Annotated in this window: 8 protein-coding genes; 5 read left to right on the forward strand and 3 right to left on the reverse strand. The window is 58.5% G+C overall.

The window, feature by feature from the left end:
- The first annotated feature begins 3 nt into the window (after positions 1 to 3).
- The gene (locus tag CLV65_RS02885) at positions 4 to 1302 is read left to right on the forward strand and encodes an MFS transporter (protein WP_094691417.1); all 1299 of its coding nucleotides are present in this window, start codon (positions 4 to 6) and stop codon (positions 1300 to 1302) included.
- 350 nt (positions 1303 to 1652) lie between these two features.
- A complete protein-coding gene (gene ilvC / locus CLV65_RS02890) occupies positions 1653 to 2705 on the forward strand; it encodes a ketol-acid reductoisomerase (RefSeq protein WP_094691391.1) in 1053 nt (350 codons plus the stop codon).
- A gap of 665 nt (positions 2706 to 3370) precedes the next feature.
- Here ilvC and CLV65_RS02895 read toward each other — a convergent pair.
- From CLV65_RS02895 to thiE, 3 genes are all read right to left on the reverse strand, one after another.
- Entirely contained in the window at positions 3371 to 5398 is a 2028-nt protein-coding gene (locus CLV65_RS02895) for a bifunctional hydroxymethylpyrimidine kinase/phosphomethylpyrimidine kinase (protein ID WP_094691390.1), read from the reverse strand.
- A gap of 177 nt (positions 5399 to 5575) precedes the next feature.
- Entirely contained in the window at positions 5576 to 7132 is a 1557-nt protein-coding gene (locus CLV65_RS02900; RefSeq protein ID WP_211287608.1) for a bifunctional hydroxymethylpyrimidine kinase/phosphomethylpyrimidine kinase, read from the reverse strand.
- Between the two features lie 539 nt (positions 7133 to 7671).
- Positions 7672 to 8427 (reverse strand): thiamine phosphate synthase, encoded by a 756-nt coding sequence (thiE, locus tag CLV65_RS02905; RefSeq protein ID WP_157847200.1) that lies wholly within the window; start codon positions 8425 to 8427, stop codon positions 7672 to 7674.
- 896 nt (positions 8428 to 9323) lie between these two features.
- Between thiE and CLV65_RS09180 the strand changes: the two genes are divergently transcribed.
- The 3 genes from CLV65_RS09180 (at position 9324) to CLV65_RS02920 (ending at position 14845) form a co-directional block, all read left to right on the forward strand.
- Positions 9324 to 9758: a (deoxy)nucleoside triphosphate pyrophosphohydrolase gene (locus CLV65_RS09180; protein WP_420848400.1), complete on the forward strand. Its 435-nt coding sequence runs from the start codon at positions 9324 to 9326 to the stop codon at positions 9756 to 9758.
- Between the two features lie 490 nt (positions 9759 to 10248).
- Positions 10249 to 12906 carry a SpaA isopeptide-forming pilin-related protein gene (locus tag CLV65_RS02915; protein ID WP_094691388.1) on the forward strand — a complete coding sequence of 886 codons (2658 nt, stop codon included), beginning with the start codon at positions 10249 to 10251 and terminating at the stop codon, positions 12904 to 12906.
- 220 nt (positions 12907 to 13126) lie between these two features.
- The gene (locus tag CLV65_RS02920) at positions 13127 to 14845 is read left to right on the forward strand and encodes a SpaH/EbpB family LPXTG-anchored major pilin (RefSeq protein WP_094691415.1); all 1719 of its coding nucleotides are present in this window, start codon (positions 13127 to 13129) and stop codon (positions 14843 to 14845) included.
- Positions 14846 to 14969: the final 124 nt, after the last annotated feature.

The raw sequence follows: 14969 nt of genomic DNA on the forward strand, positions 1-14969 counted from the left end.
GCCATGCAAGCCACGGCAAAAGTGGCAAGGAACTCAGTCAAGCAGGTCATCGCCGCATCAATGGTCGGCACTGCAATCGAGTTCTATGATTTCTATGCTTATGGCACCGCAGCGGCGAACTATTTCCCCAAGATTTTCTTCACGAATCTTGACAACGACCCCACGGTCGCACTGCTCGCATCGCTTCTCACATTCTCCATTGCTTTCATCGCTCGTCCGCTGGGCTCCGTGATCTTCGGCCACTTCGGCGACCGCCTCGGCCGCAAGGCAACGCTTGTTGCTTCGCTGCTCACGATGGGCTGCGCAACCGTGCTCATCGGCTGCCTGCCCAGCTACGCTGTGTGGGGCGTGTGGGCTGTCGTCGTGCTGTGCCTGTGCCGTTTCATCCAGGGTATCGGCCTGGGCGGCGAATGGAGCGGTGCGTCGCTGGTCGCAACGGAGAACGCGCCTGAAGGCAAGCGCGCAACATACGGTTCGTTCCCGGCGCTGGGCGCCCCGATCGGCTTCTTCCTGTCGAACGGCACGTTCTTCATCCTTGAGGCGAACCTCGACGATCAGCAGATGATTCAGTGGGGCTGGCGCGTTCCGTTCCTGCTGTCGTCCATCCTGGTGATCGTCGGCCTCGCCGTGCGAGTCACGATGGAAGAAACCCCTGTGTTCAAGCAGACCATGGCAAAGCACAAGGTCGTCAAGTCTCCGATCGTCACGGTGTTCCGCACCAGCTGGCGTCAGGTGCTCCAGTCCACGTTCATCGTGGCTGTGACCTACACGCTGTTCTACACGCTCGCCACATGGTCCCTCGCTTACGGCACGACGCATTTGGGCTTCAGCCGTCAGGAATACCTTGGCTTCCTCATGATTTCGATCTTCGCGTTCGCCATCTTCATCGTGGTGTCCTGCAACTTCGCTGACCGCATCGGCCGTCGTCCGGCGCTCACCATCTCGTCCGTGGCGCTTGTGGTATTCGCGATCTTCTTCCCGTACTTGCTCATGCAGCAGCACAACACGTGGCAGGTGCTCTTGTTCCTGTGCGTTGGCTTCGCTCTCATGGGCATGGCGTTCGGCCCGATCGGCGCATTCCTTCCGGAGCTGTTCAAGGCTTCGGTGCGTTACTCCGGCTCCGGACTGGGCTACAACCTTGCGGCAATCGTGGGCGCGGCTTTCGTGCCGACCATCGCTACATGGCTTTCCAGCCACTGGGGTGTGAAGTCTGTGGGTCTGTATCTCGCTGTGATGGCTGTGTGCTGCCTCGTTGCAGTGCTCACTTGCCGTGAGACGAAGAACGCCGATTACATGGATTGATCATGGATTGATTCGGTTCAGATTGATTCGCACCATTCACATTGCATGATTCCATAATTCCATAATTCAAGACTTGCCAAGCGGAACGCACGGTTTGTGCTGTTTTGCACTGCGGCGGCGGTTTTAAACAAACGCTGCGAAAAACGTGTTCCAACTGGCGGACAACCATCAGGCCATTCCCATGTAATCATGGGTATGATAGGCATCAGGTTTAGGACAAAATCCTTCGCCGCCGTGCCTTGACGGTTCCATGCTGTAGTTTAGTAGTAGCGAGTTCTGCAGCATGGATCACAGAAACTCGCAACATGCAAAAATTAATTTGCAAATATTTATTAAAGGAGTGCTAAGTTATGGCAGCTCAGATTTGGTACGAAAAGGACGCTGACCTCTCCGTTCTCGAGGGCAAGACCGTCGTCATCGTCGGCTATGGTTCCCAGGGCCACGCTCACGCTCTGAACCTCCGTGATTCTGGCGTGCATGTGGTTGTCGCTCTGCGTCCTACCTCCAAGTCCGTCGAATATGCCAAGGAGCAGGGCCTCGAGGTTATGTCTGTGCCGGAGGCCGCCAAGGTCGCTGACATCATCATGATCCTGGCTCCTGATCAGTATCAGGCTCAGATCTGGAAGAACGACATCGAGCCGAACCTGAAGCCCGGCGCAGCCATTGCATTCGCTCATGGCTTCAACATCCACTACGGCTACATCAAGCCGGCTGAGGATCACCCGGTGTTCATGGTTGCTCCGAAGGGCCCGGGCCACATCGTGCGTCGTGAGTACGCCGCTGGCCGTGGCGTCCCGGTGGTCGTGGCTGTCGAGCAGGATCCTCGTGGCGATGGCTGGGCAATCACCCTGGCTTACGCAAAGGCTCTTGGCGCTCTGCGCGCAGGCGCTATCAAGACCACGTTCAAGGAAGAGACCGAGACCGATTTGTTCGGCGAGCAGGATGTCCTCATGGGCGGCATCAACCACCTGTGCGACATGGGCTTCGATGTGCTGACCGAGGCTGGCTACCAGCCGGAGATCGCTTACTTCGAGGTGTTCCACGAGCTGAAGATGCTTGTCGACCTCGCTAACGAGGGTGGCCTGAACAAGGCTCGTTGGTCTTGCTCCGACACCGCTCAGTACGGCGATTACACCTCCACCGTCATCAACGAAGAGACCAAGAAGCGCATGCAGTACCAGCTGAAGCGCATCCAGGATGGCTCCTTCGCCAAGGAGTTCATGGACGACCAGGCTGCTGGCGCTCCGAAGTTCAAGAAGCTGCAGGAAGAGTACTCTCACCCGCACCTCGAGACCGTTGGCCCGAAGCTCCGCGCTATGTTCTCCTGGAACAACCAGAAGGATGCTGACGCCGATATGGCTGAGTCCTTCAACGGCAAGATCGCTCGTACCCAGGTTCAGTGAGCTTGTTTGATTCAGGGTTGAGGCTCTGAATCGGATTGGAAAAGGCCGTCGCTCTGATGAGCGGCGGCCTTTTGTTATGCGGTTGTTGTGGAGGTGTGGAGGCGCAGAGGCGCGCGGCGTGAGGCGTGAGGCGTGGGGCATGTGACAGGTGGCGGGTGCCAATGTGCTAGCCGCCGCTTGCACATTGTGGTCTTTCCGGATTCGTTGCGGTGGAGGAGCCTAGGGAGCAGGCCGGTTCTCGTGCTGCCGGGCCCAGTGTAGGCGCCAATGTGTTAGCCGCCGCTTGCACATTGTGGCTTTTCCGGTTCTGTTGCGGCGGCGGAGCCTAGTGAACAGGCTGGTTCTTGTGCTGCCAGCATCAGTGCGGGCGTCAATGTGTCAGTCGCCGCTTGCACATTGTGGTCTTTCTGGTTCCGTTGCGGTGGCGGAGCTTAGGGAATAGGCCGGTTCTTGCACTGCTGGGCTCGGTATGGGCGCTAATGTGCCAGTCGTTGCTTGCACATTGTGGCTTTTCCGGTTCTGTTGTGGTGGCGGAGCCTAGGGAACAGGCCGGTCCTGGTGCTGTCGGGCCCAGTGTGGGCGCCAATGTGTCAGCTGCTATTCACACATAGCGTTAGCGCAACGGCAGAGGTGCCGCGATGGGATGCGTTCCGGTCGGCAGACGCCTAAAGCATGGAGTATTCGAGGCGCGTGAGTTCGCGCGCGGTGTCGATCATGCGCTGATAATCCCTGTGTGATGCCAGACGGGCTTCGCGATTTGCGATTTGCGCTATGTGTGCTGTGATGTCCGAGAGCTCGTCGGCCTCCGAATCGGCCAAAGTCGGCCCGTACTCCAGCGAAGCAATCCAGAAGTGCGGCAGAAGCGCGGCGGCAAGCAGCCCGAGGGAATGCTGATCAGCGATGGCGCGCAATGCGTCGCTGACAGTGCTGCACTTCCCGCTGCACTTCCCGCGGCATTCTCCGCTGCACTCTCCGCGGCGCTTTCCGTCATGCTCACTGCCAGTGTGCGTCACATCGCCATCGTAGGCGCAATGCCGGTAGCCAGTGGCAGCGGCGGGAATCTGCGCGCTGACATTCGATGCGCAGTGGATGAAGAACGCACGGTCGCTTGCGTCGCTTGCCTCGGATGCCGCTGCGATAAGTGCGTGGACATAAGCCTCGAGATACTCAGCTGGATACCGCGAAGCGAGTGTCGAAGTAGCGTTATGTGCCGTGGCATCATGAGATGCGGATTCCTGCTGTGATTGCGTGGCAGTCGGATTGTGCGCGCCATCACGATGCTGGGCGGCAGCCTGCGAAAGAATTCCCCAGTATTCATCGGTGAAAAGACGGGATGTGGGCGCGGACTCCCACGTGAAATCAATCGGGCCGTGGCCTTTGCCCACATGCAGGTCATTCGCGCCTGAGATGGCGCCGACCATCCAGTCTTTCGCTGCCTGTGCGGTCTCGCGCCAGTCAAGAAAGCGCGGGCGAAGCGCGGCGAGCGACGACGAGAGGGAATCCCCGGTGCCATGCACATTCACGGTTTCCACGCGAGGGCCATACAGCGTGGTGATGCGTGGCGATCCGGCCTGTGCCGAAGATCCGCTCTCGCTGCACAATGCCGCCGGTTCCACAAGGACGTCGTTGCACTGCATTACTGGTTCCACTCCGCGAGCGTCGTTGCACTGCATTGTTGGTTCCGCTCCGCAAGCGTCGTTGCACTGCATTGCCGGTTCCACTCCGCAAGCGTCGTTGCACTGCAGCGCTGATTCCGCTTCGCAGGCATCGGTCGTGTTGGATTCGGAATTTGCCAGTTGTTTGTCTGCCGCATGGTTTTCGCTTGCCTGCAGCGCAAACATGCCGGCCTTGGCATATACGCGCACGCCAAGATCCTGCGCGACGACGCACGCCATGTTCACGGCTTCGTCCCATGTGCGTGGCATCGTCGGAGTGCTTGCGGTGTCCGGAGCGCTTGCGGTATCCGCTGCGCCTATGCCTGCCGCTGTGTGCGCTCCCGCATGTGCCAGCGCCGCAAGCTCGGGCACGTTGGGCGTGATGATGTCTGCCAAGGGCAGGATTGAGCGCAGTTCCTGCTCGGCTTCCGGGGTGAGCAGCGAGTCACCGGATTTCGCATACATCACCGGGTCAATAACGATCCATGGGCGAGGCAATCCGCGGCGTTCATAATCATGCAGCAGGTCGACGAGCCAGTCGCGCACGCAGTCAACGATTTCCGGCGTGCCCAGCATACCGATTTTCATTGAATCGATGATTCCGTCGCTGGAGACAGAAATCAGCTGTTCGCGTAGAAAATCAGGCTCCATGTTGACGATGTCCGTCACGCCTTGTGTGTTTTGCGCACACACGCAGGTCATCGCGGCATATCCAAAAACGCCGTGTGCGGTGAATGCCTTCATGTCGGCCATTGTGCCCGCGCCCCCGATGGGGTCGGAGCCTTCGACCGACAGCACGCGTGCGCGGCTGGGATACGTATCGTCAGCGCCGTTGGTACGGCTCAGCATGGTGGCAGCGTGGTGCTGGATTTGCGCCAGCGAATGATGGAAACGGTCGGCCGAACCATGCGCGGGCGAGCTGTGCGCGGCCGAATCGTGCGCGAGGGGCGAATCGGCGTGTTGCTGCGAGGATTCGCTTGTGCAAGTGGATTGCGACGACGAATGCGATTCATGAACGTTCGCGTGCTCGTATGCCATGTTTGGTCCCTCCGACTATCCCACTGGCCAATCTCTGTGACCTCTCAGCAGGATGAGCGCTGCCAAACGCGCCTGAGCTGATGCGGTCCGAGTCTGTGCCAATCTGCACACGAGTCTAGCAAAGCCTAATCCGCCTGCATACTGCAGCTCAGTGCTGCGCACGCTGCGTTTCCGCCGTTAAATGCCGCGGCGCAGCACGTTCGACGTGGCATCCTGATGGGGCACGTCCTCAATCGGCGTGGAATCGACAAGATTCCACGAATGGTTGATCGGACCATTGCCCAACCCCACGCCGAGTTCGTCAGCGTGCTTGATCGTGCCGCGAATCCACGCCTTCGAACGCTGTGCCGTCTCCAGCCAATCCTTGCATTGCGGGCGGAACGTTGCCAGAGCGCTGGAGAGCGCGCATCCGGTGCCATGCGTGTTGCGCGTGTCGATTTTCACTCCAGGCAGGCGCGTCACCACGGGGTTGCGGCTGATGGCGCGCATTGTGCACGCATCAATGAACGCGTCGGCGCGGCTGGTGGAGTTCTCCAGATGGCCGGTCTTCACATAAATGCGCGTGCTGCCGCCAAGTTTGCCGAGCAATGTTGTGCCTTGCTCCACGGCTTCTTCCCATGTCTGCGCCACAGGCTGCCCGACCAGTGAAGCGAGTTCAGGCAGATTAGGCGTGAGCACGTCGATGAGGCCGGATGTGAGCAGCTCCGCCAGCGCGCCCTCCGCCGCGGGGTCGAGCAGACGCGTACCGCTCGTAGAAATCATCACGGGATCGAGCACCACCCACGGGCGCTGCTTGTCTGAGACGCGCTGCTTGATGCCGTGGTATGCGGCCACCGGGCGGCCATCGGAATCCGTGGCGAACGTTTCCGGCGTCATGGTGGAGCCCTCGGGATTCAGCAGCGGCTGGGAGCCGGGCAAGTTCAGGGAATCTTGCGCTGCGTGGCTGTGTTGGCTGCGTTGCACAATCGGCGTTGTGATGACACCAGTGTTTTGGATTTTGTGCGAGGATTTGCGCCACAGGCCGCCCATGCGTGTGAAATCCGTCGTTTCCAGCCATTCATGCACGGCGTTGATGGCGTCGGCAGTGCCCATCATGCCGATTTTGATGGAATCGATGGATACGTCGCTGGAAACCGCCTGCAGTTGCGCTGTGATCGCCTCGGCACTTTGCGGCCAGATGCCGCTGACCTTGCACGTGTTTTGCGCCACAACCGATGTGACGACGCCCATGCCGTAGCCGCCACACGCCATGATGCTTTTCATGTCGGCGAGGATTCCCGCGCCGCCGGTCGGGTCGGTGCCTGCGATGGCGAGAACCCGAGGTTTTTGGTTGACATGGCCATGCGCGAGGTTGGAAGGCTGGTATGCTCCGTTGGCTGAGACGCTGCGGGATGTGAATGAGCTGCGTGAATCGTGGGTGGCGTAGGAGACGTTCGATGTGGCGCCGGACGAGGGGGAGATGAATGCCGTCGATCCGTAGTTGCGAGCGATGCGGCCGCGCACTGTGCCGCTTGTGCTGCCTGTGCCGCGGGACGCGTAGGCAGAATGGTCTCCATTGACGAGCGGGAGAGTGGATGAGGCGGCGAGGGACCGAGGCGATTGATGCGTCTGCTGTGCGGGGGATGCCGGTTCGGAGGTTGCCTTGACAGCGTCCACGGCGGCGGCTGGCAACGTGGGCGCGGGGACGGCTGGCTGTGAGGGCGCTGTCGGAGACTGCGCTGTTGCAGCATTCATTGCGCTGCGCGCTTCCTGTGCGTTCGTTGTGTTTGCTGTGTGTACGTTTGTTGCATGCGCATGCGGTTGTGCGGATTGCATCTTGTGATGGAATTCGAATCCGGATTCCATCAATGCTTCTCGCACTGCTTCTTCTGCTGCGTTCATATTGCCAAAGTCCTTCTGGAAAAAACCGCATGCCAAGGCGATGCGTATTTGGCGCGTTTCTTCTGGATTCTCTCGTGCACTACATTACGTGTGGCGCAATCTATCCGTGTAAACATACGAATCATGTAAACATGCGGGTAAATCATGCCACATTCGTGGGAACCGCCGATGCTGCGAGCGGGAATTCCGCTGCACAGATGAATGCATTTTGTGCAAAAACTGACAATGTGCCCATGTTCGTGTTCCATCGTAAAGGCAGGCGTGGAGAACGAGACGGTGCGCAAGTGCATGTGCGAAGTGGCAGAGAAAAAGTCTGCGTTTTTCGAAAGGCCTGCGGCCGCTACGAAGTCCTTTCAGGGAAATCGCTGAGCCGTAGGCCTTGCAAATAGACGTCAGCGGGCGTTTTCCCAGGCGCTGCGTAATTCGTATGCAGCGTGTTCGATGCTGGGGGCGCGGCAGATGAAGGAAATGACGCATAATCCGTCGCCGCCGTTCGCTGCAATCTGGGGAGCGTCTTCCGGCGTGACGCCGCCGATTGCGCAATTGGGCAAGGGGCGTGCGGCGCGGGAGACGGCGGCGAAGCGTTCGGCCCCCAAGCCATCGGGGGCGTCGGCCTTTGAAATCGTGTCATGATACGGGCCGATTCCCACATAATCGATAATGTCGGCGAGGGGAGCGGCGGCCTGCGCTTCCGCCACCGAGCCAGTGGACAAGCCGATCACAGCATCATCGCCAAGCAGCGCGCGCACATGCCGCACCGGAAGATCGGTTTGCCCTACGTGCACACCATCGACCTTCAGGCCTTCCTGTCGCGCCGCCCACGCCACGTCCACGCGGTCGTCGATGACGAAATACGGCCGGTCGATGCCGGGTTCGCCCTGAGGCAAAATGGCGCTGATCTGTCGCGCGAGCTCGAGAATATCGCCTGCGTCGCCGGGCTTGGCGCGCAGCTGAAGGAACGTGATACCACCGGCGAGGGCCTGCTTCACCGCATCGAGCACGGTGCGTCCCAGCGGTTCCACATCTTGGGGTCCGAGCACGAAATACGCGGTCATAGCGCGGCGAATGCGTTCACGGTTGCGCGCTCCGTCGAACGGGGCGGGTGCCGCTGCTGCGCTGTCGGATGTGGGGTTTTGCGTGTCATTCATGGGATTTTCTGTGGGATTGTTCATCTCAGTCCTTTTGTGGTCCTTCCAGTTCGGCAAACGGATGCCTGGTGTTTGTTGCCATTATCGATTATCAGCCGTGGCAACGTATCTGCCATGCTCATTGTGCCGTTTGTGAGGCGACGGTGGCGTGTTCGATAAAACAAGCATTATTATGTCGAACGACAATGTGGTTCAGGGACGAAACAGGGGAGACGCCATTGGAGATGCCATTGAAGACACCACGGGAAACACCACGGGAAACACCCTTGCCAACGCAGACGTTCCAGATGCTATACACGGTGGAGCTTGAGGCACAGCCCATGCGTGTGGGGTTCTCCGTGCCCACAAAGCAGGTGCCCGTCTTGCTGCACCCTCCGCTGCCACCTACGCCCGCCATGCATGCCGCTGGCATTCATGAGGATTTGGCTTCCTGCGTGGGGCTCCAGATCCAGGGGAGCGTTAGTGACACCGCGCAATCGAATGGTGATGTTCACATTGCTACCATGCAATATAAAGATTCACATGGTAGTGCTAATTCCCATGAGGATTTCTGCGTGGATTTCACGCATAATGATTCCGCAGTTGATTCCGCTGTGGTCCCCGTGGCCGGTGAACGCATGAATCCTGCTTTCATCAGCGGTGTGACCATGGACGGCGAAGATAGCGACGCAACGAAGGAGGCGGCTATGAACGGAGCTCAGGCAGACCAGGCAATGGTTGACAATGCTGCGATGATTGGCGCGGAGGCGACCTCTGTTGCGGCAATGGCAGGAATCCCCATCAAAGTGGCGCTCGCCGATACCGAAGCTGCGGCTGTTGCGAATGCTGATTCGGCCGATGTCTCCGGAGCGGATGCGCACGCGGAAGCTGTAGAGGCAGGTGACGTGCAGCTGCGTGTGCCGGATGCGGCGAGTTTTCCCGAACCGGTGTGCCCCGGCACGATTCCCGTGGTGGGAGCGGCGATTATGCGCGATGGCAAGATTCTGTGCGCACGCCGGCCGTTCGATAAGAATCTCGGCGGCAAGTGGGAATTCCCAGGCGGCAAGGTCAAGCCTGGCGAGACGTATCGTGAGGCGCTTGCGCGAGAGATTCGCGAAGAGCTCGGATGCGAAGTCGAGGTCGGCGACCAGGTGTGCACCACGCTCAACACATACCGTTTCGGCACGATTTCGCTGGTGACGTTCCGTTGCACGTTGAAACCCGGCGAGGAGCCCAAGCGTCTCGAACATTTGAAGCTGCGTTGGATGGACCCGCTCGATATGCCATCCCTTGACTGGGCGCCTGCGGATTGCGAAGCCGTGGATCTCATCTCCATCGAAAGCCAAGGCTGACTGGCTTTCGTGTGACTGGCTCTCGTATGTCTCATAACGCTATCGGGAAGATGCCTGAGATGCCTGTGAAAAAGCCGAGAGAGCGGCTGTGCTTTGCTAACCGCGGGGCGCTGTGCTAGTGTTAACCGAACAGAACGCTGATTGGTGCACGGGGGAGTAAGAGAATACGAATGCTGTGGGTGCGTTTGACACGTATCGCGGATTCGTCGAGGTAGTGAAGCCACCTATTCTTCTTCCTTTCCCTTCAATCGGCACAGATGTGGAGGAAAGATGAGCCAACGAGGCGCGCATAAGGCCATGCACAGGGGTCTGGATTTTGTAGTGGTGCTGGCTGCGCTCGCAGGCATGATTGCAGCCCTCGCGCTGGGGGGGGGGTACCTCATTTGACGGATCTCCGCTAGCAGATAGCGGAGGTACTGGTACACCTGCTGGTACACCCGGGTGGTGTACTCCCCGAACGATTTCGCTTGGTGATGAGGCGACCCTGACAATGGGGGGAGCTTCCGGGAACACCACTGATTACGGCATCGCTACGTTTGCGACAAGTGGCATCAACATTCAAGGCTATGCCGTGGAAGCCGAAGGCCTGACGGCGACCCCAGGCGACATGTCCATCGATCAGGTGAAGAACAGCTGGAACGGCCGAGGCTTCCGCTTTGGAACAGTGGGATTCGGCTCCCAGTATCGCCCGACGGCGAATGTCGGCAACACTGCTGTTGCCGTGGGCGGCGTGGTGTCGAAAGGCTCCAACCACGGAGGTTGGATTGCCACCGGTGAGTATCAGGCTCGCATCGGCGGCAGCACCGATAAGAACGCTTTGGTGAACAACAACACGAGCGGTGCGTCGTCAGCTTCACAAAATAGCAATTGGTGGAATACCGCTGACCCCCTGAACGTCCAAGGCGATGACCACGACAATCCGGGCAGCCAGAAATCCGTTGACTATTCGAACTTTGCGGCGGAGACTTTCACCAATAAAGATTCTTTGCTCAACACGTTCAATTCATTCAGCACCGACACGACCTTGACCGGCATGTATCGGCATACGGTGACCGATGCCGACGTGTCGACATACTTGGGCAGCGTGACACGCAATCGCTATGACTACCAGCAGTCTGGGCAAACCACTGGCTATACAGCGACCTTTAACGTGACTGAGAAGGTAATTACATTCACGGGCGATGATTCGTCATCGCTCCAAGTGTTCTCGCTTCCCGCGAGCTATCTGAGTGGCGTTGGCGTATCTGACGGCAATACCGGTGTCTCATGGGATTTTGAGAACATCGCTGACGGCGCATCAGTGGTGGTGAACATCACGGGGAGCGGCTCCGGTCTGACATTCCGGAACGGATGGCGTTTTGTGTGGAATGGCACCGACATTGGTAACGGGTATTCCAACACGGCATCCGATACCGTCAAGAAGGCATATGTGTCTGCGGCTGAGCATGTGATGTGGAACTTTGCCTCCACGGGGAACGTCACCGTTTTAGGTGGCAAAGCGACCAATGCCACGGTCAAGGGCGATAAAACCGTCTCGCTCAACGGAGCATGGGGCTATGGAGGAGCTTCGTTTACAGCCAGCTCTACGGATGACCCAGCTGCCGCGATGATTGGAAGCATCCTGGTGAATGGTGATTTCGCTGACCATGTGACGACGAATGGTCGCATGTATGTGAATGGAACGTTCACGATGGTAAACAGCGCTGATGATGTTGTGAAGAATGGTAGCGGCGAGGTCGTGAAATATAGCGAGGGCGACCATACAACCGCCTCGACTTCCATCATCAACATGGACCAGGAGCGTCACAATTTTCCTTGGGCGACCACCTACAGCGTGACCTGCGCCACGCTGACGTGGAACAAGGTGGATAGTGTGCACGGTCAAACGCTGCATGGTTCCCAGTGGGGCATTTATTCCACTGACGAAGCAGCACAAGTGGGCTCTGACAGCACCTCAGATAGCACTCTCATTGCCAAGGTGACCGATGGAACGTTCACTTCTGATGCAGACAACAAGGTGATGGCCGATACGAGCGACACCGCTGCAGATGGCGTTCTCAAGGTCGAAAACCTGGCGCCCAACGCCACGTATTACATCCGTGAGCTCACTGCGCCCACGGGATACTCTCTTAACACGACTGTCTACACCGTCACGGTGGGGGCGGGCGGCACCACAACCACGCTGGCAGGTGATGACGGCAACGGCAACATCAAGGATGCGCTGCTGCCGGGCACGGTTTCGTGGAGTAAGAAGGCCGGCACTGTGGACGGCGCCGATCTGACCGGCTCGGTCTGGAAGCTGAGCAAGTGCGCGGATGATTCGGGAATTGCAGCGGATTGCAAGAGTTGGAACGATGAGAGAAGCGACATTTCTTCGACAACCGCGCAATTCACCATCGACGACATCAAGCCCAATGCGCTCTACAAGCTTGTGGAGACGTCGGCGCCGGCCGGTTATGCCACTGCCGGGCCGTTCTATTTCACCGGTCATACGAACGCCCCTACGTATTTCACTGATGAGGAAGGCAACAATCTTGCTGCAAGCGACAGCTACAAGTACGACTCGGACTCTGGCGTGAACTATATCGCCGACGCCCGCATCCTTGGCACGGTGACGTGGAACAAGGTCGAAGCCGATGGCGTCACAGGCAATCTCGATACCGCGACGTTGCTGAGCGGTTCCAGCTGGGCGTTCTATGCGTCCTCGGATGATGCAGCGAACCAGACCAATGCCATGGGAACAGTCACCGATTGCACGGGCACCTGCCCCGCATCCACGGCTGCTGCGCCGTATGTGGATACGAATTCCATAGCCGGCCAGTTCGCGGTAACCAATCTTGCATGGGGAACGTATTACGTGCGCGAAGCTGCGGCGCCTGCGGGCTATAACCTCAACGACACCGTGTTCACCGTAACGATCGATGCAACGCATACGTCCGTGAAGCTCACCGATGGAATCACTGATGATGCCGCGCGTGCTGCGGCGCTCGTGGATGCTGCGGGCAACATCGGCGACAAAGAAAAGACCTACCACTTGCCCAACACAGGACGCTGGGGTGGCGTTTCGGTCATCATGACCGCAGGCTTCCTCGCGCTCCTTGGCGGTGCGGCATTAGTGCTCAGACTGACGAGGAAATCTCAAGACTGAGTTGCTGGTGCGCTGAGACGCGTCGGTGGTGAGCTGCCGATGCGAAGCAAGAGGTACACACGCGATAACTGAATAATCCACTATTGATTCTTCCCAACTGAAGCTGGTGCAGCCGTGGCGACACGGCTTGATGGTGGAGGGGAGGGGAAACACGAGCTGCAGCACTCTTTGGAGGAAGTCTCCGATTTGTAGCTTGTGTCGTTAGAGAAAGGAACGAAGCATGAAAGCTTCAACCATGAAGAAGACATGGGCTGCGCTTGTGGCGCTCATCGCCGCTGTGGCGATGTCCCTGGTGGGCGTTGTGTCTGCAAACGCGGCATCAACCGCGAGCATTACGCTCAAGTCCACCACGAGCTTGGAGAATCGCACGTTCGAAGCGTGGGAACCGATTACGGTCTCGGCGGTGAATGGGGACTCCTATACGCTGGATATTGATTCCACGTATCTGTCTACGGTCACGAAAGCTGCTGTTGCAGCTGGCTTGACCACTGATGGCAGCACGGCGGTCACTGCCTCTTCGTCGAAGGAAGATGTGCTCTCTGCCGTGTCTTACCTTGGCGAGAAAGGCACGGACGCTGATAAGCGCACGTTCGCTGAGAAGCTGCTCGCTCAACTCACGGCGGATTCCAAGCCCGCCACCATTACCACCAAAGCAGGTGACTTCGTTCTGTCTGCTGATAAGCTGTCGCAGACCGCATCGAATCTGACGTATGGCTGGTATCTGGTCAATGAGACTACCGCCGATGATCCGACTGCTCCCTCGACGACGGCGAACAATTCCCCCGTGTCGTTGGTCATGACGACCCCGGCGACTGGCGATGTGACCATTGATGTCAAGTCCACCAGCCCTGAGTCCCACAAGAATATCGTGGATGCCGATTACAGCAATCAGCGCAAGGCCGAGACCGTCAACGAAAACGAAGACGTCACCTATCAGCTCACGTTCTTCGTGCCGTCCGAATGGGCGACCCAGTATTCCAATAATGGCTTCTGGTTCACGATGAACGATACCCTGAGCTCCAATCTGACCTTCGGCGCTGTCAAGGACGTCAAGGTCGGTTCCTCTTTCGACTCCACCACTGGCGACACCGATTTCAGTGCTGACAAGGGTCTGTACGCGGCGCCTACAGCCACGACCGTTACCAATGGCGATGGCACCACCACCTACACGTGGGCTTTCGGTGATTCCACCGGCGCCAACACGAAGAACAACAAGCTCAACCTCAACCTGGCCGGCAAGTGGGTCAAGTTGTATTACACCGCTCAGGTCAAGTCCGGCACTGCGGAAAAGACCGGTGTCGTCAACGGCTATGACGTGACCTACCAGCACAATCCGAACAGCGTGGCCGGCGGCGAGAAGACCCCGACGGAGCATGCCTATGTCTACACGTTCAACATCAATGTGCTCAAGGTTGATGGCAGCGACGACAAGACTGCTCTTCCGGGTGCGCAGTTCGAGGTCTATGCAGATGAGAGCCTGAAGACCAAGCTCAACTTCGTGACGACCGATGCCACCGTGACCAAGGCGACGGCCGGCACCTACTATTACGTGCCCGCTGCTACCGGTACGTCCACCTCCACCGTTGAAGTTGACAGCACTGGCAAGCTGAACCTGCGCGGTCTGAAGGCGACTGCGGATGGCACCAACTACTGGCTTAAGGAAGTCAAGGCGCCCGAAGGCTACCGTCTCTCCAGCACTCCCATCAAGGTGACTGCTACAGCTGAGGGCTTCAACAAGGGCACGTCCAGCACGAAGACTGATTTCGCTGATCAGACCATCAGCTACGTGGTGAATGACACTGCTGATGGCACCGTCACAGTGAAGAACTACAAGGGCTTCCTGCCGAGCACTGGTGCTGCCGGCATCGTCGGCATCGTTATTGCGGGCATCGCCCTTATCGCGGGTGGCGCGTTGATTCTGCGTCGCCAGCGCGCATAAGTGTTCTGCACTGCAGAGCGCTATCTGTGAACCAGGGGAGCACCATGGCAGTGGTGCTCCCCTCATTTTTCAGACATTGATATCTTCTCTTCTGCCGGGAAGTTCACATAGGAGGCAATAGGCG

This window comes from Pseudoscardovia suis, assembly GCF_002797875.1.
Lineage (GTDB): Bacteria > Actinomycetota > Actinomycetes > Actinomycetales > Bifidobacteriaceae > Pseudoscardovia > Pseudoscardovia suis.